Source organism: Phocaeicola abscessus CCUG 55929, assembly GCF_000312445.1.
Classification (GTDB): Bacteria; Bacteroidota; Bacteroidia; order Bacteroidales; family Bacteroidaceae; genus Phocaeicola; species Phocaeicola abscessus.
Map to the genome: position 1 here is coordinate 134,631 of NZ_HE997184.1, position 17,506 is coordinate 152,136.

Consider the following 17,506-nt stretch of genomic DNA (forward strand, 5'->3'; position numbering starts at 1 on the left):
GGATGAAAAGAAAGCATATTTCGCCATGGGCTTGGATCCCGACACTTTACTTTGCCGAAGGAATCCCTTATTTCATTGTCAATACCATTTCGGTGACCATGTTCACGAGGATGGGAGTACCCAACGGAGAAATGGCACTGTTTACCAGCTTATTGTATCTGCCGTGGACCATCAAGCCACTATGGAGCCCCTTTGTAGACATCGTCAAGACCAAGCGATGGTGGATATTCGCCATGCAAATACTGATCGCCGTCACATTCGTCCTGCTGACGCTGTCCATCCCCCACCCCGATTCGACAATCATTCAAGCTATGCAGACACCGATCGAGCTCTTCGACTTTACGCTGCTGTTATTCATCGTCACCGCTTTCGCTTCCGCTACGCATGACATCGCCGCCGACGGGTTTTATATGTTGGCGCTCACGCAGAAAGAACAATCTTTTTTCGTCGGTATCCGAAGCACCTTTTATCGGCTGTCATCCATCTTCGGTCAAGGGGTGCTCGTCTTTATTGCAGGCGTGTTGGAAACGAAAACGAATCATATCCCGATGGCCTGGACTATCACAATGGGCTTGACGGCGATCATCTTCGCCTCGATCTCCTGTTACCATCTCTTCTTTATTCCGAAACCGAAAGCCGATGCGCCTCGCGTAGCAAACGAGGCGAATAGAAAAGCGGGTAAGATTTTTCGGGCTTTCGGCCGTACCTTTTCCACCTATTTCAAAAAGCCGAGCATCTGGTTAGCCATTCTTTTCATGTTGCTTTACCGGTTACCCGAAGCATTCTTGCTCAAGATGGTGAATCCTTTCCTGTTAGGATCGGCCGAAAACGGAGGTTTAGCGCTTTCGACACAAGAAGTCGGTATCATTTACGGTACGATCGGTGTATTGTTTCTGACGATCGGAGGCATTATTGGAGGGATCGCCGCCTCGTACTGGGGACTGAAGAAATCGCTTTGGCCGATGGCAGCCTGTATGACGCTTCCCTGCCTGACCTTCGTATACCTGAGCATTTTTCTCCCGACAAACGCTGTCCTCGTAGCGATCTGCGTGGCCGTCGAACAGTTCGGATACGGATTCGGCTTCACCGCCTACCTGCTGTGCATGATGTACTTTGCCGAAGGCGAATTCAAAACAGCCCATTATGCCATCTGCACGGCTTTTATGGCGCTCAGCATGATGATTCCGGGAATGTTTGCAGGCTACCTACAGGAATGGTTAGGGTACGAGCTGTTTTTCTGGATGGTCATGCTGTGCTGCCTGCCTACAGTGATCGTCACCTTCCTGGTAAGGCAAAAAGTCGATCGTCATTACGGACTTAAAAACGGCAGAGAATGACGAAATAGCGTTACCATAAGAATAAGCGACGGAATTATCCCGCGCGAGATAAATTTTAAACGAATAAGATGATGGAATTCGAAAAAATATCGGAAGAACCTTCTCTCTACAATGATCTGGAAAAAAAGTCGGTTCGCGAAGTGTTGGAAGAAATCAATACGGAAGATCAAAAGGTAGCCTTAGCAGTAAAAAAGGCTATTCCGCAAATTGAAACGTTAGTCGATTTGATCGTGCCGCGAATGAAGAAAGGCGGTCGTATCTTTTATATAGGCGCCGGCACCAGCGGACGTTTGGGCGTATTGGACGCGTCGGAAATACCTCCGACTTTCGGCATGCCCCCGACCCTGATTATCGGATTGATCGCGGGAGGAGACACGGCCTTGCGCCATCCCGTAGAACATGCGGAAGACGACGAGCTAAAAGGCTGGCAAGAATTAATGAACCACCATGTCAATACCAAAGACACCGTAATCGGAATCGCCGCCTCGGGTAGCACCCCTTATGTCATCGCTGCCCTGCACGAAGCGCATGCACACGGCATCCTTACGGGGTGCATCACCAGTAATCCCGATACGCCGATGGCGGCGGAAGTCGACGTACCTATCGAAATGATCGTAGGCCCGGAATTCATTACGGGCAGTTCGCGAATGAAGTCGGGAACAGGACAAAAGATGATCTTAAATATGATTTCGACGGCAGTCATGATTCGATTGGGACGGATCAAGGGGAATAAGATGGTCAACATGCAGCTCACCAACCAAAAGTTGATCGATCGCGGTACGCGAATGATCGTAGAAGAATTAGGTGTGGATTACGGCAAGGCACATACCCTGCTGTTGATGCATGGCTCCGTTCGAAAAGCGATCGAAGCATATGGTAACGGACACCAGGAAAGTATAGGATGAAAACAGACGGCATGCACCGAAAAATAAGGCTGTATCGCAAATTGTCCGGCAGTTGTTTCGTGCTGGGCACAGCAGCGCTTATCTTCGCCTTCGTTTTAAAACAGGCGGAAGGGTCGCTTAGTTGCTCGTTGTTATTTTTTTTCTTCGGATGGGGGTTCGCTATGGAGGCGAAAAGAAAAAAGCGCCTTTCGAAAGGAAATACCGCTTCTGCAGAAGTCGAAGAGAAGCGTCGGAAAGCGATGCGGGAATACGAAGAAAAAGCATACGAACGCTTCGTAAAGAAATACGGGAAGGAGGACCAACGAATCGACCTGAACCGGAAACGGTACGGCGGCATGGTGGATACGATCCTCGTTTTCAAAAAGCCCAGACACATCCTGATCGACGGGCTAGACTACGAATGGCGTGACATCCTGGATGTAAACACGGAAACGGATAAATTTGATCGCGAATATACCGTAACGGTTAAAGTAAAAGGCTTCGACCGTTCTTTCATTCGTTTGGAAGTAGGGACGGAACGGGAAAAAGCGGAAAAAATCCGGAAACTGATCCAAAAGATTGTCTGGTATAACCAAATACAGCCGGAAAACTGATGCCCGGAGCAAATACTCGCTGTCTATTCCTCCTGAGGTGTGTCCGGCAGAGCAATTTGCCACCGCCGAAGTTAAGGAACATATCCGTCGAAATACACTGCCGGAACGACGTTTTTTACAGTCGCCGGCATTTGAAAAATCGTGGCAAGTCTGTATTTTTGCAACAGTTAAAAAACATATATGGTAAAAGAAATCATTTGGGGAATACTTATTCCTTTTATAGGAACGAGCTTGGGGGCCGCATTCGTATTCTGTCTGCGAAAAGAAATCAGCACGAGGGTGCAACGCATGTTGATTGGTTTCGCAGCCGGCATTATGGTGGCGGCTTCCGTCTGGAGTTTATTGATTCCCGCTATCCAACAGTCGGCCAATATGGGAAAATGGTCGTTCATCCCAGCCACCATCGGCTTTTGGATCGGCATTCTGTTCCTTTTGGTGTTGGACCACGTGGTTCCTCACCTGCATCAGCATGCGAAAAATCCGGAAGGGCCGAAGTCTCATCTGAAACGAACTACGATGCTGCTGCTCGCCGTTACCTTACACAACATTCCCGAAGGGATGGCCGTAGGGGCTATCTATGCCGGTTTGCTCGAAGCCAATACCTACGTCACCGTCACGGGAGCCTTCGCTTTAGCCTTGGGAATCGCCATCCAGAATATCCCCGAAGGCGCCATAATCTCTATGCCGCTGAAGTCGGCCGGCATGAAAACGCGAAAAGCGTTTCTCTACGGCGTACTCTCCGGCGTGGTCGAACCTGTGGGAGCGGTGTTGACCATCCTCATCACAGGAACCATGCTGATGCTCCTGCCTTATATGTTAAGTTTCGCGGCAGGAGCCATGATCTATGTCGTAGTAGAAGAACTGATCCCCGAAATGTCAGAAGGTAACCATTCCAATATCGGAACGGTCGCCTTTGCCGTGGGATTCAGTATTATGATGGTGCTCGACGTAGCTTTGGGCTGAGTCCGGCGCAATTTAGCAATCCTTCGATCGGGACGCGCTTATTTGTCGAATAAATTCAAATAGCTGCCGTACCCTTCGACTTTCATCCTATCCTTCGGGATAAAGCGCAACGAGGCGCTGTTGATGCAGTATCGCAATCCGCCCTTATCGGCCGGTCCGTCCGTAAAAACATGTCCCAGATGGGCATCGCTTTTCGAGCTGCGCACTTCTACCCGCGTCATCCCGTGCGACTTATCCACGTTCTCCGTGATGAGACTCTTGCTGATAGGCTTGGAGAAAGCCGGCCAACCACACCCCGAATCGAACTTGTCGGTCGAAACGAAAAGCGGTTCGCCTGAAATGATATCCACGTAAATACCTTCCCTGAATTCATCGAAATACGCATTCCGAAAAGGAGGTTCCGTCCCGTTTTTCCGCGTCACGTTATATTGCATTTCGGTGAGCGTCCGCCGTAAAGTCGCCTCGTCGGGGCGCGCATATTTCTTGATCTTCCTGTTCGCCTCACGTGCCATGACGAACAATTCGGGCGCGATATGGCAATACCCATTCTTATTTTTATCCAGATAATCCTGATGATACTCCTCCGCCTTATAAAAATTCTTCAAGGGTCGGACTTCGATGACTATCGGCTTCGCATAAGTTTTCGCCAACTTGGCTATTTCCGCCTCGATAACCGGGCGATCAACTTGGTCGGTATAATAAATCCCAGTTCGGTACTGCGTTCCGACATCGCCGCCCTGACGGTTGAGGCTTGTCGGATCGATCGTCTTAAAATACAGTTCCAATAACAGGGGCAGCGTCACCTCTTCTTCGTCGTAGATTACGCGCACCGTTTCGGCATGTCCCGTATTATTACGACAAACCTGTTCGTACAAAGGATTTGCCGTACGTCCGTTAGCATACCCTACTTCCGTTTTCCTTACGCCGTTAATCTGTTTAAAAAAATGCTCGGTCCCCCAGAAGCATCCTCCGGCCAAATAAATTTCTTTCCTCATCTTTTCCTTATCCACATTTTTCTGTGCATTACCCTGACATGCGTACAATCCAAACAACACTATCCAAAAGAAGTAAAAAAAGTTTTTCATACAAATTTTGTTTTTTCAAAAATATGATAAATCGCCGCAAAAATTGAAAGAATAAGAAAGATTAACGTAATCTGTGCCGCTTGTATTCTCGTCGTTGCTCATCCTTCGCTCAAGCCGAAAGAGGAATAAAAAACGAGAAATCAGTAAACGAGAGAATTTTTTCGGTAAAATAGTTAGCAGAAAATAACGGATTTAGTCTATCTTTGCAGATTGGAATACAGCGTCACTTCAACGCCCACCAGCGACAAAGCCGTCCTGAAGGGACTTCGGAAATGCCCCGTTCGGAACGGCCGCCTGACGCAACGAGCATCGATACTTGCGACGAGGGAATACATACGAGGGAATAAACCATGTGCAAACTATTGACAACGATATTCGCTATGATTACGATCGGAGCAACGGCGCAGGAGGTAATAATGGATGTACATTCGCACATCATTCCTCCTCCATATCTCGCTTACCTCGAACGGCACGACGCATTGCTGGACGAAGGGGTTCCTCTGCCCCAATGGAACGTGGGCGACCAACTGAAGTGGATGGACGAGACGGGCGTGCAGACTTCCGTGCTGACGCTGGCTGCGCCGCATCCGTACTTCGGCGATGCCGCCGAGAATGCAAGGCTCATCCGGCAGACGAACGAAGCAGCAGCCAAACTGAAAGCGGCGTATCCCGACCGCTTCAAGTTCTGCGCCGCGTTGCCCCTACCCGATGTGAACGCCGCGATCGAGGAAACGACATATGCGCTCGACGTATTGAAAGCCGACAGTATCAAACTGGCCACCAATGCGTGTGGGCAATATCTTGGTGCACCTGAGCTCGACACCCTTTTCTCCGTACTGCACCAAAGAAATGCCATCGTCATACTCCATCCGCACAAACCCGACCCCGTAAATAAGGAAGTGATGTGCCAGACACCCCTCGCCATGCAGGAATATCTCTCGGAAACGACGCGCGCGGTCTCGAACTTGATAAGCCGCAACGTGCCCGCCCGCTACCCGAACATCCGCATCGTCGTACCTCATTGCGGAGCCTATCTGCCGCTGGCCGTACCGAGAATGAAATCGCTCGCGCCCGTAATGCGTCAGAACGGCATGATAGGAGAAACCGACTGGGAGAAAAACCTCGCCGCACTCTATTACGACCTGGCAGGCGCCCGCTCACCCGAAACCGTCCGGATGCTGCTCACCATCACCACGCCCGACCGCCTGCTCTACGGCTCCGACTACCCATACGTCGCTCCGCAGCTTCTCACGTCGAGCCTCGCGCGAATGAAACAGTATCTCGCCGACGAACCCGACCTGGCACCATTCCGCAAGATGATCCTGGAGTACAACGCCCGCTGGCTGTTCGGTGACCTACCGGAAAAACCGACAGCGGAGACGAACAAGAACAAAACGGTCGTAAGAATAGCCGAGATAGAGGTTTATCCCGAATACCTTACCGCGTATCTGGAAGCTGCGCGGGAAATAGAACGCCTCAGCCTCACCGAGGAAAAAGGCGTAATCTGCCTTTTCCCGAACCGAATGAAAGAGGACGGCACGCAAATCCGAATCCTTGAGATCTATGCCTCCGAAGAAGCCTATCAACATCACATCCGGACGCCGCACTTCCTGAATTACAAGCAGGGTACGATGAAAATGGTAAAGTCGTTGAAGCTGAACGACCTCCAACCCTCGACCCGGAATCGATGCGAGGAATTTTTACGAAGATGCGGTAAAAAGGGCGACGGTCTGAACTTGCTCAGACAAATCGCCTAACAGTCGAACGTGTGCGCGATACGGCGTCGAAGGTCTTCGAACGAGATTATTCGGGTTGGATGTCATTCTTCGAAGGAAGCGACTTCCAGCCTTCGCCATACGTATCGTAAGCATCGGTAACGATGACAAAAGCCGTCGGATCCACCTCCTTGACCTTCCTGTTAATAGAAATCACTTCCCTGTGACTGACCACTAAGAAAAGCAATTCCTTTTCCTTTCCCGAATACAATCCGCTGCTCTTTAGCAGGGTCGCCGTACGATCCATATCATGCAGGATATACTGATGCAATTCCGGCAAATTTTTATCGCTGATAATGAAAATCATCTTGTCGTCTTTGGTGCCATTCAGCACGAAAGCTATCACGCGCGAAGTAACGAAGATGGCAATCAACGAATATAGCGACAAATAGATAGAAGGTTCCGAATCAATGGCTTGAGCGCTGCCGACTCCGAATCCGATGACTACCAACCCGAACAGAACTACGACGGCATCGACCATCAGGATGGCCGTAGAAAACCGAATATGAAGATATTTCTGCATGATCATGGCAACGATGTCCGTACCTCCGGAAGTAGCCTTCGAACGAACGATCAAACCGCTTCCTATGCCGATAATCACCGCACCTATGATGGTAGTCAGAATCAGATGATCGGAAAAATTCATGATTCCTCCCAACAGAACGGAAGGATCCAATGCTTCCAAGGCTTCCTGAGTAGGGTATGATACTTTGGAAAGGATATTCATCATCATCGGTGTAGTAAGGGCGGCGACGATCGTCCGTCCGCCGATATTCGATCCTAAGAGCAACATCGAAATGCAAAGCAGCGGAATATCGAACATATAACCGAAAGTACCGACCTGAATACTCGGGATCACGTTGTGCAAAACGATACTCGCTCCATAAACACCACCAGGAACGAGCTTATACGGATTGATAAAATAGACGAAACCCACGGCCATCGCCAGACAGCCCAAAAACAATTTCCCCCACTCGAGCCACCAGTTTACACATTTCGTAGGTCCTAAAAGCTTTTTCAAAGAAACTTTCTTCATCATATATCGCATTCTGACTTTAAATCCAACAAATATACAAACAATCTCTTTAATATCTCTGAAACTTTCGAAAATTCTTTGGAAAAAATGAATAATCGCTTCCTCACCCTTCTTCCGCCTTCGGTACAAGTTTTTCACCGGGCACTCCCCAAAAACTTGCGATACGGATTTTCTGCGTGCCTCGACAACGACAACCGGTTGAAAAAGAAACAGGGACGGACTGATACTTCGTCACGGCCGAAGAAAGCCATCTCGACGAGCGGAAAACGAGACTCGAACTCGCGACCCCGACCTTGGCAAGGTCGTGCTCTACCAACTGAGCTATTTCCGCAATAATCCGTGAAGGAAATGAGACTCGAACTCACACGACAAAACTGTCACTACCCCCTCAAAGTAGCGCGTCTACCAATTCCGCCATTCCTCCGATATTATGAGCGGAAAACGAGACTCGAACTCGCGACCCCGACCTTGGCAAGGTCGTGCTCTACCAACTGAGCTATTTCCGCACGATAATGTGCCCAGAACAGGACTCGAACCTGCATGCCTTGCGACACACGCACCTGAAACGTGCGCGTCTACCATTCCGCCACCTGGGCTCCTGAGCGGAAAACGAGACTCGAACTCGCGACCCCGACCTTGGCAAGGTCGTGCTCTACCAACTGAGCTATTTCCGCAAAGCAATATACAACCGAACCCCATCATTAACTCCTTAAATCTCTCGATTGCGGAGGCAAAGGTAATGTTGTTTTTCTAAACGACCAAAGATTTTAGCCATTTTTTCAATGCTGCAGATGCTTTGTCGATCCGCTCCCGACAGCTCCGTTTGTCCGTCTACGACATCCGGTCCCGGTAATCCTCATAACGGAAATCGCGATACACCTCCAACGTATCGTTCGTATGCCACATCGCGATCGACGGGTGACGAACACCGTTGAACATGTTCGTCTTCACCATCGTGTAATGAATCATATCTTCCAGCACGAGTCGTTCTCCGATCCTCAATTCGTGATCAAACCGCCAGCAGTCCATGTAATCGCCGCTCAGACAACTATTCCCGCCCAAGCGATAAATATGTTCTCCACTTCCGGCCGTCCTAACCACATCGGCAGGCAAGGTTTCCGCCCCCCTGACGGTCGGTTGATAAGGCATCTCCAAACAGTCGGGCATGTGACAAGTAAAACTTACATTCAGGATGGCCGTCCGAATGCCGTGGCTTTCGACGATATCCACCACAGAGGCGATCAAGGGTCCCGTCTGCCAGACGAAAGCCGATCCGGGCTCGAGGATCACTCTCAACTGCGGATACCTACGCCGGAAATCGGTCAATATCGCTATCAGATGCTCGACATCATACCCCTGACGGGTCATCAAATGCCCTCCACCGAAATTGATCCACTGCAACTGGGGAAACCAAGGCGAGAACTTTGCTTCCACCTGTCGCAAAATCCGCTCGAAGGCATAGGAATCGCTCTCGCATAAACAATGGCAATGGAAGCCCTCTATTCCCTCAGGGAGTTTTTCTGGCAGCCGGTCGGAAGTAACGCCGAACCGGGAGCCCGATGCGCAAGGATTGTACAGTGCCACCTTCACTTCCGAGTATTCGGGGTTCACCCGGATTCCGCAGGAAATCTTCTCCGAATTCATCTTCGTCATCGGATAAAACTTGTCGAACTGACCCAACGAATTGAACGTCACGGATACGCTACATCTCCTGATCTCCGAGAAATCGTCTTCCGTATAGGCCGGAGAATAAGTATGGGCCTTGCTCCCGAACTCCTCGAAAGCCAAGCGCGCCTCGTACGCCGAACTGGCGGTAGTGTGGCGGATGTATTCGCGAAACAAAGGGAACGACTTCCACACGGCAAAAGCCTTGAATGCCAGAATGATCTCTATGCCCGCCTCGTCGGCCACACGTCGGATCAGTTTCAGGTTGTTCCTCAGCAATTCCTCTTCCATCACATAGCAAGGCGATGGCACCTTATTGATATCTAACATGTCTGAAATAAATTTTATCCGATTATCCTAAATCTGGCGAATTTCAACAAGAGCTGTTTCACGCCGGCGTTCCGGAAGCTCACCGTGGCCTTGCAATTGTCTCCGCTTCCCTCTATCCGCACCACGTCGCCGATGCCGAACCGTTCGTGTTCGATGACCCGTCCAACGGCCAATCCGCCGGCAGCCTGATCTTCCGCGCATACCCCCGGTGCGACGACACTCCTCTGCTTCAAAGGGTGCTCCGCTTCCCCGGCGGTGTCGGATGCGGGAAAGAAAGAACCCGACAGTTGTTTCGACGGTTTGCGTCCCACGGGTCTAAGCAGGCGGCGCGGAAATGCCGTCTCGCCCGTTTTTTCAACCGTTTCCCCCTCGCGAGCTTGCGGCAAATCCAGGTAGCGGGCGTCGATATCCTTCAGAAAGCGGCTCGGACTGCTGAACTCCATCTGCCCGTACCGATACCTCATCTTGGCGAACGAAAGGTAACAATGTTCTTCAGCTCGGGTGATCGCCACGTAGAATAACCGTCGTTCCTCCTCCAACTGACGCTCAGAGCGGAGCGACATCGGACTCGGGAAGAGGTTCTCTTCCAAACCGACGATGAACACGTTTTTAAACTCCAAGCCCTTAGCCGAATGGATGGTCATCAGGGTCACCTTCTCCGCATCCTCTTCCTGTTCATTATCCTGATCGGTCAGCAAGGCGATTTCGGAAAGGTAATCGGCCAGGCGGACGTCCTCGCTCCCTTCCTCCCGTCGCCCTTCCACAAAATCTTTCATTCCGTTCATCAGCTCCTCCACATTTTCCTGCCGGCTCACATCCTCCGGATCCTTGCCCTGATAAATATCGCCGATAAGGCCCGATCGCCGGATCGTGTCCATGCCGGCTTCGTAAGCATTCTCCGTCGCCGCCCGTTCGCGCAGGCCTTCCATCAGCTTCCGAAACTCGTCCAATTTCGACATCGTCCCCTTGTTGACCGAAAGCCCGTATGTCGACGGGTCGGTCAACACGGTCCACAAACTGACATGGTGCTGCGAGGCAGCCGAGGTAATCTTCGTCAAAGTAGTCTCTCCAATCCCCCGCGCCGGGTAATTGACGATACGCTTGAAAGCCTCCTCATCGTGGGGATTGACCGACAGGCGGAAATACGAGATCACATCCTTGATCTCCTTTCGTTGATAGAACGACAAGCCCCCATATATCTTATAAGGAATATTTTGTTTACGGAGCATTTCCTCAAAGATTCTGCTTTGCGCATTGGTACGGTACAGCACGGCAACGTCGCTATAGGCGTAATGTTCTCTGGCATGCAGACGGGCGATCCGGTTCACCACGATGGCGCTCTCCTCCGTATCGCTGTAAGCGGAGAAAACGCGCAAAGGTTCTCCCGGAAGGTTCTTCGAATAGATATCTTTCCGGATCTGATCGGCATTTTTCGCGATCAAGCTGTTGGCAGCATTCACGATCAATTGCGTAGACCGATAGTTCTGTTCCAGCTTGAACAGTTTGACGTTCCGATACAGTTTCGTAAACTGAAGGATATTATCGATGTTGGCTCCGCGGAAAGAATAAATGCTCTGCGCATCGTCTCCGACCACACACACCTGCTGATGTTCCTTCGTCAGTTGAAGGATGATGGAGTGTTGCGCATAGTTGGTATCCTGATACTCGTCGACGAGCACGTACCGGAACTGGTCGGCGTACTTCTTCCGGATCTCCTCGCGGTCGCGAAACAGCCGGTAGGTGTAAACCAGCAAATCGTCGAAGTCCATCGCATCGCTTTGCCGACAACGCTCGACATACTGCTGGTAGATGAGATGCGTGAGCGGAATCTTATCGTCGGCATCGCGCCGCAACGTTTCCGCATCCTGCCCGTAATCGCGAGGCAGGACGAGGCAGTTCTTCGCCATGCTAATACGGCTTTGAATCGTTCCGGGCCGATACGTCTTATCGTCCAACCGCATATCCCGAATGATGGTCTTCAGCATGCTCTTGGAATCCGCCGCATCGTAAATGGTAAAATTCGGGGAGAAGCCTACCGCTTCGTACTCCCGCCGCAGGATACGGGAAAAGACGGCATGAAAAGTACCCATCCACAGATAGGTAGCCCGGCTCCCCACTTGCCGTTCGATGCGCTCTTTCATCTCTCGCGCCGCCTTGTTGGTAAAGGTCAGGGCGAGGATCGACCATGGTTCGTACCCCTGCTCCAACAGGTACGCGATCTTGTACGTCAGCACCCTGGTCTTACCCGAACCTGCTCCGGCAATTACCAGCGCGGGACCGTCCTTATACAATACGGCCTCTCGCTGACTGTCGTTCAACTCATCCAAATAATCAGCCATTTCTTTCTGTTTTTTCGGTACAAATATAATGATAATTATCAAATAAAACCCCATGAAAAGCGCCTTAGCCGACCACGCAGATGCCGGTCTCAAGTGTGATGTCCACGTAAATTCAGGATGAAACTTCAAGGGAAATCTGAAACTCAGATTTTTCCAGGTCTGTTGTTGAAGCGATTTTCAATCTTCTCGATCGATCAGGAAAACCCATCACCAACGTCTAGACGCCTAAAAACAACCGGCGGCGCCCCCGTATCATCGGGGCGCCGCCGTCTTATCTATTCCCTCCCCTCCCTATGGGGGGGGAGGGGTCAGGGGAGAGAGCCTTTACAACACAGTGCCATCCTGCTTGGTGAGCGTCAGCACACTGCCGTTCCAATTCAGATAAACGTGATACACCTTCCCTTTTTCCACCGTCTTGGCGGGGAGGCTGTTGAAGGAGTAATCCTCATCTACGACATCTTTTCGTTGCATATGTGCGCCCATTTTCTCGACTCTGTCGGTGCTGACTACCCAGCGGTAGAAAACCTGCTGGGCACCGGCACCCAGCTTTTGCCCGTAGAGAGGCAGCCAACCATCTTTATTGACAGAAAAATGAACGCATGCTTTATGCTCCCAATCCAAAGCACCGGCGGTCACCGTACCGGTAGTCACATCCATTTGCACCGTATTAGAAGAGCCATGAAAACCGTTCCATATAAAGGAGGTGGCAGATTGACTGTCATACTGCATCCTTACCTTAAGCGGCAAGTCCATCTCCGCGTCGGTGCCGTTCTTCAGGTGAAGCGCCATCATCCAGCCGGTATGCTTCAGATCCAGCTGGAGTGTCTTTAGCCGTGCTTTCGTCGTATTCTTGCGGGAGAAGAGCAGCATGGGGTTGATGATGCCGGTTTCGGTCCAATTTGTTCCTTTCTTTTTCAGCGTGATGTTTTCTTCTTCTTCTTTTTCAAACTGATAATTCGCCGTGCCGGTTTTGAAGCAACCACTATAATTTTCGGCTCTAAGGTTCTGCTGATACACGGCATAGAAGTCGAAAGCATCGGCAGCAGGTATTTCATCGGGTACGGTCAACATGAACGTTGCCTTCTTGCCATCGGCACTGATACTGGTCGGCACGATGGGTGCGTCTACATTGTAATAGTTTTCACCGTATTTGAAGCAAAGCATCAGCTTGTCACCGGCTTTCCACTTCATGACGATGCCAGCGGGTATTCTGTCGTCGCTCTCGTACGTGGCACGGGTGGCAAATGCGTCGTCCGTAGTCTCTGGTAGGGTGACTTGCAAGTTGACGACACGTGCGTTGTTCTCTTGGCTGTCTTGTACAGCCTCTGTCAGGTCTTGGTTGGAGCAGCCGGCCGCAATCAGGGCAAGGACTGCGAGGGTCAATTTTACTTTCATACTACTCGTTGGTTTAATGAGTTTTACATTACCAGTCTTCACCCGGCAGTCCCGGCAGCGTACCGCTTCCGCAAAGCACCTGAGAGGTTTCTACTTCGATGACTTCGATTTGAGGAGACGCGTACTGGCCTTCGGCGGCTCTGCAGAGATGGAGGGATTTGTCCTTCTTTTCCATAAAATAAAAATTAAATTATAAAAACAGTTGTGATTGAACTCGATGAATACGGTCTACCCCGCCGGACATTGGCGTCTCCGCAACAACGGAGCGACACGTCTTCTCGCCGCCTCGACCCGGGAAGCCCGGCGAGGAGAAAGGGAAGCGGATATCGTGAGAACGGCGTGGCTCATCTGCGTTTTTCGGTTAATGACGGGGCAATGATAACTATATTTTTTAAAATAAACAAAATTTCAAGGCTTTTTGCGGAGAAAAATAGTACCGTACCTCTTTTTAGACCCCTTTATCGGAAAACCTCTACGTGATACGGGGAAATGCGCCGTCGAGGGAGTGTCTGCGAGAAACGCCTCCGTCGGGCGCGTCGCCCGAGATGGGGGAAGACGAAAACAAAAAATATTTCAACTGTTCCTCTTCCTTTTCATAATATAATATCGTACATTTGCACTGCAATTAAAACCCAGGTAATATTACACCATGAATTCGATATCTCCTTTCAAAGTTTTCTCGGGGACCAAGTCGAGATACCTCGCGGAGAAGATTTGCCAAAGTCTTCGCTGCCCACTCGGCAACCTGATCGTCACGCACTTTGCCGACGGCGAGTTCGCGGTATCTTTCGAAGAGTCCATCCGCGGCAACGATGTCTTTTTAGTGCAATCCACCTTCCCGAACTCGGACAATCTGATGGAGCTGCTGCTCATGATCGATGCGGCCAAGCGCGCGTCAGCCAAAAGCATCATCGCCGTCATCCCCTACTTCGGTTGGGCGCGTCAGGACCGTAAAGACAAGCCCCGCGTTTCCCTCGGCGCCAAGTTGGTTGCCGACCTGTTGAGGGTGGCCGGCATCGACCGGCTGATCACGATGGATCTGCATGCCGACCAGATACAGGGTTTCTTCGACATCCCCGTCGACCACCTCTACGCCTCCGCCATCTTCGTGCCGTACATCGAATCCCTGCACCTGGACCATCTGGCGGTCGCCACCCCCGACGTGGGCGGATCGAAACGGGCGAGCACCTACTCCAAGTTCCTCGACGTACCCTTGGTACTGTGCCACAAGACGCGGGAAAAAGCGAATGTGGTCGGCACCATGCAGATCATCGGCGACGTGAAGGGGAAAAACGTCATCCTCATGGACGACATGGTCGACACGGCCGGCACCATCACCAAAGCCGCCGACGTGATGAAGGAGGCCGGCGCCCTGTCCGTCAGGGCCATCGCTTCCCACGCCGTCATGTCGGGCCCCGCTTCCGAACGCATTATGCGTTCGCAGTTGGAGGAGATGGTCTTCACCGACAGCATCCCCTTCGACAGGGAGAAATGCCCGAAAGTGAAGCAGCTTTCTATCGCCGACCTGTTTGCGGAAACCATTCGCCGCGTGATGAACAACGAGTCCATCTCCGACCAATACATCATCTGAACATTCATAACAATAAACAGGCGAAGGGCGCGTCGGACAGAGTTCGACCGCCCTTCGCGCTCATCGGACTGCCTGACGCCGCGAATTATCTTCGCGCAAAAGCGGAATTTTCCCGAAAAAAGTCCGTAACTTTGCCTCGAATCATCATTACAGCCATATGAAAAAATACATGTACATTTGGGCAGCATGCAGCATCGTTGCATGGACTGCGTGCAACCGAACTCCGGGCTATCGCATAACGGGGACGGTCGAAGGCATCGCCGAGGGCGACACCGTATACCTGCAGGAACTCTCGGACGGCCTCTTGACGAAACTGGATTCGGCTATCGTCAAAAACGGCAAGTTCACTTTCACGGGAAGACAGGACACGGCGGCGGTGCGCTACCTCACTTACATGAAAGGCGAGAAGCGCCTTTTCACCGATTTCTTCCTCGAGAACGGCCAGATCGCCGCCGTGCTGAGCGAGAACGGCAGCGCCACCGGCACGGCGAACAACGACGTCTATCAGGCTTTCAAAGACAAGTACGTCGCCCTGCAAAACGAGATCCGCGAGACTTACAGGAAGACGAAAACCGACTCGACGCTCACCGCCGAGCAGGTGGACGCGATCATGCAGGAACTCGACAGAAAAGACAGCCTCGGTACCGACCTGATTTATCGGGTTATCGACGAGCACATCGACAATCCCGTCGGCCTGCTCCTCCTCCCCCGATACGCCTATTCTCTACCCATCGAGCGACAGCGGACCCTGTTGGAGAAAGTCCCCGAACGATACACCGCCAACGCCGACATTCGGAAGCTGAAAGAGCATATCGCTACGCTCGACCGTACAGCGGTGGGCAAGCAATTTCTGGACTTCGGCATGAACGATCCGGAAGGCCGACCGATACGGCTGTCCGATTTCATCGGCAAGTACAAATATACGCTGATCGATTTCTGGGCGAGCTGGTGCGGCCCCTGCCGCGCCGAGATGCCAAACGTGGTCGCCGCTTATCGAACCTTCGCTCCGAAGGGCTTCGGCATCGTCGGCGTATCGTTGGATAACGACGCCGACAAGTGGAAGCAGGCCATCAAAGACCTGCATATCACGTGGCCACAGATGTCCGACCTGAAAGGTTGGGAATGCGAGGGCTCCCGCCTCTACGGCGTGAACGGCATCCCCGCCACGGTGCTGGTCGACCGGGAAGGCACGATCGTGGAGCGCGATCTCCGCGGAGAAGCGTTGATCCAACGGCTGAACGAACTGTTCCGATAAGCGGAAACGCCCGGAACCACCGTCGAAGCAGGAGGTAACCCCGCGGGGTTACCTCCTGCTCTCATTTCTCGCCCTCTCCCGTCGTCGGACGACGGAGGGAAGGCCACACGCCCCCGCGAAACCGGCAGACGTACGGATTTCCCAACTCTCATTCAGGCCTCGTGTCCGGAGCAACTATTCGGAGGCAGGCTCTGAGGGCTCGTCACCGCCGCGTTTCTTCTGCGCCTGACTCTGCCGGTAGGCCGTCTTCATCTCGCGGACGAACTGGTTTACATGGTCGATGAGCGGGGCGAGGAGCGCACGGTCTTCCGCCGTGCCCAGCAGCCAGCTCGCCTCGATGTAAGCGCAAACCGAATAGTAGGCCTCGTCGGTCTGCGGACGCACTTTCTTGGCTACGGGCAAATGGGCGGCGCCGCGCTGTTCCGTCCGGCTCGCACGCAACTGCTGGTATTCCGCATTCACCGTACGCAGGCGTTCCACCGTCTCCGTCAGTCGCAGCTTCGTGACGTCGGGCTTTACCTCCGCCTTATCCAGATCTTCCAACAGTCCGACGATGTGGAGCGTCTCCACGTCGAACGCCTCTTTCTGCAAGCCCGCATACGGGCCCGTCACATAGCTCAGTCGCTCGGCCGCAGCGCGCGTTTCCGCATCGAACGCTCCTCCCTCGTGACGGATCCCGTCGAAGAGGTAGGTCACCAAAGAGTCCCGCTCGCCATCCTTTTCCAACAGCTGCCGGGTGACGATGTCGGCCGTGGCCTCGCGATTGATCGAGATCTCCGCCTCGATCAGATCGTTCCATTCTTTCATCAGCTCGGCACTGACGTGAATCTTTTCCAACGCCACCGTCGATACGATGGTGCGCATCCGACTGTGAAACTGCGCGTGCAGCGCATTCGAGAAACTCGTGCAATTACTGCCTTCAATGGTCATTCTTTTTTCCATACTCATTATATTTTAGTTAAACAATAGCCTGTTTTTGTTCGTAAGAATCGATCTGTTCGACGGCGCACGGGCCGGCGAAAAACCTGCAGTCTGCGCGGTCGAAGAAGGCCGCCTGACGGGGATGCGACTCGCCGCGCGGACGAAGAAGGCCGCCTGACGGGGATACGACTCGCCGCGCGGACGAAGAAGGCCGCCTGACGGGGATACGACTCGCTGCGCGGTCGAAGAAGGCCGCCTGACGGGGATACGACTCGCTGCGCGGTCGAAGAAGGCCGCCTGACGGGGATACGACTCG

The 17,506-nt window shown here is 52.2% G+C and carries 14 protein-coding genes and 5 tRNA genes; 7 read left to right on the forward strand and 12 right to left on the reverse strand.

Going from position 1 to position 17,506, the window contains the following annotated elements; all coding sequences use genetic code 11:
* Positions 1-2: 2 nt before the first annotated feature.
* From BN102_RS07020 to BN102_RS07035, 4 genes are all read left to right on the forward strand, one after another.
* The gene (locus tag BN102_RS07020) at positions 3-1,337 is read left to right on the forward strand and encodes an MFS transporter (RefSeq protein WP_019208413.1); all 1,335 of its coding nucleotides are present in this window, start codon (positions 3-5) and stop codon (positions 1,335-1,337) included.
* A 71-nt stretch (positions 1,338-1,408) separates the two neighbouring features.
* On the forward strand, positions 1,409-2,242 hold the full coding sequence (murQ, locus tag BN102_RS07025) for an N-acetylmuramic acid 6-phosphate etherase (RefSeq protein WP_035456216.1): 834 nt from the start codon (positions 1,409-1,411) through the stop codon (positions 2,240-2,242).
* Positions 2,239-2,835 carry a hypothetical protein gene (locus BN102_RS07030; protein WP_019208415.1) on the forward strand — a complete coding sequence of 199 codons (597 nt, stop codon included), beginning with the start codon at positions 2,239-2,241 and terminating at the stop codon, positions 2,833-2,835. Before murQ ends, BN102_RS07030 begins: the two co-directional genes overlap by 4 nt.
* 180 nt (positions 2,836-3,015) lie before the next feature.
* Complete coding sequence (locus BN102_RS07035; RefSeq protein WP_019208416.1) at positions 3,016-3,798, forward strand: ZIP family metal transporter; 783 nt, start codon at positions 3,016-3,018, stop codon at positions 3,796-3,798.
* Between the two features lie 38 nt (positions 3,799-3,836).
* Here the strand turns inward: BN102_RS07035 and msrB are convergent, their stop codons facing one another.
* Entirely contained in the window at positions 3,837-4,883 is a 1,047-nt protein-coding gene (gene msrB / locus BN102_RS07040) for a peptide-methionine (R)-S-oxide reductase MsrB (protein ID WP_019208417.1), read from the reverse strand.
* A 380-nt stretch (positions 4,884-5,263) separates the two neighbouring features.
* Between msrB and BN102_RS07045 the strand changes: the two genes are divergently transcribed.
* Positions 5,264-6,640, forward strand: a complete 1,377-nt coding sequence (locus BN102_RS07045) for an amidohydrolase family protein (RefSeq protein WP_019208419.1) — start codon at positions 5,264-5,266, stop codon at positions 6,638-6,640.
* A gap of 46 nt (positions 6,641-6,686) precedes the next feature.
* On the opposite strand, the gene BN102_RS07050 is transcribed toward BN102_RS07045, so the two are convergent.
* The 10 genes from BN102_RS07050 to BN102_RS10935 form a co-directional block, all read right to left on the reverse strand.
* Complete coding sequence (locus BN102_RS07050) at positions 6,687-7,697, reverse strand: YitT family protein (RefSeq protein WP_019208420.1); 1,011 nt, start codon at positions 7,695-7,697, stop codon at positions 6,687-6,689.
* Positions 7,698-7,952: 255 nt separating this feature from the next.
* Positions 7,953-8,025: transfer RNA gene (locus BN102_RS07055), tRNA-Gly, on the reverse strand.
* Between the two features lie 9 nt (positions 8,026-8,034).
* Positions 8,035-8,118 (reverse strand) — tRNA-Leu (locus BN102_RS07060).
* Between the two features lie 9 nt (positions 8,119-8,127).
* Positions 8,128-8,200: transfer RNA gene (locus BN102_RS07065), tRNA-Gly, on the reverse strand.
* 9 nt (positions 8,201-8,209) lie between these two features.
* Positions 8,210-8,290, reverse strand: a tRNA-Leu gene (locus BN102_RS07070).
* A 5-nt stretch (positions 8,291-8,295) separates the two neighbouring features.
* Positions 8,296-8,368 (reverse strand) — tRNA-Gly (locus BN102_RS07075).
* Positions 8,369-8,525: 157 nt separating this feature from the next.
* On the reverse strand, positions 8,526-9,689 hold the full coding sequence (nspC, locus tag BN102_RS07080) for a carboxynorspermidine decarboxylase (RefSeq protein ID WP_019208421.1): 1,164 nt from the start codon (positions 9,687-9,689) through the stop codon (positions 8,526-8,528).
* A gap of 14 nt (positions 9,690-9,703) precedes the next feature.
* Positions 9,704-12,028: an ATP-dependent helicase gene (locus tag BN102_RS07085; RefSeq protein ID WP_021311742.1), complete on the reverse strand. Its 2,325-nt coding sequence runs from the start codon at positions 12,026-12,028 to the stop codon at positions 9,704-9,706.
* Positions 12,029-12,352: 324 nt separating this feature from the next.
* Positions 12,353-13,423 carry a hypothetical protein gene (locus tag BN102_RS07090; protein WP_019208423.1) on the reverse strand — a complete coding sequence of 357 codons (1,071 nt, stop codon included), beginning with the start codon at positions 13,421-13,423 and terminating at the stop codon, positions 12,353-12,355.
* A 28-nt stretch (positions 13,424-13,451) separates the two neighbouring features.
* Positions 13,452-13,598 carry a hypothetical protein gene (locus BN102_RS10935; RefSeq protein WP_019208424.1) on the reverse strand — a complete coding sequence of 49 codons (147 nt, stop codon included), beginning with the start codon at positions 13,596-13,598 and terminating at the stop codon, positions 13,452-13,454.
* Between the two features lie 474 nt (positions 13,599-14,072).
* Here BN102_RS10935 and BN102_RS07095 point away from each other — a divergent pair, with 474 nt between their 5' ends.
* Together BN102_RS07095 and BN102_RS07100 are read left to right on the forward strand one after the other, a co-directional pair.
* On the forward strand, positions 14,073-15,014 hold the full coding sequence (locus BN102_RS07095; protein ID WP_019208427.1) for a ribose-phosphate pyrophosphokinase: 942 nt from the start codon (positions 14,073-14,075) through the stop codon (positions 15,012-15,014).
* A 157-nt stretch (positions 15,015-15,171) separates the two neighbouring features.
* A complete protein-coding gene (locus tag BN102_RS07100) occupies positions 15,172-16,269 on the forward strand; it encodes a TlpA disulfide reductase family protein (RefSeq protein ID WP_019208428.1) in 1,098 nt (365 codons plus the stop codon).
* Between the two features lie 174 nt (positions 16,270-16,443).
* Here BN102_RS07100 and BN102_RS07105 read toward each other — a convergent pair whose 3' ends face one another.
* Positions 16,444-17,211 (reverse strand): DUF6261 family protein, encoded by a 768-nt coding sequence (locus tag BN102_RS07105; protein WP_019208429.1) that lies wholly within the window; start codon positions 17,209-17,211, stop codon positions 16,444-16,446.
* Positions 17,212-17,506 lie beyond the last annotated feature (295 nt).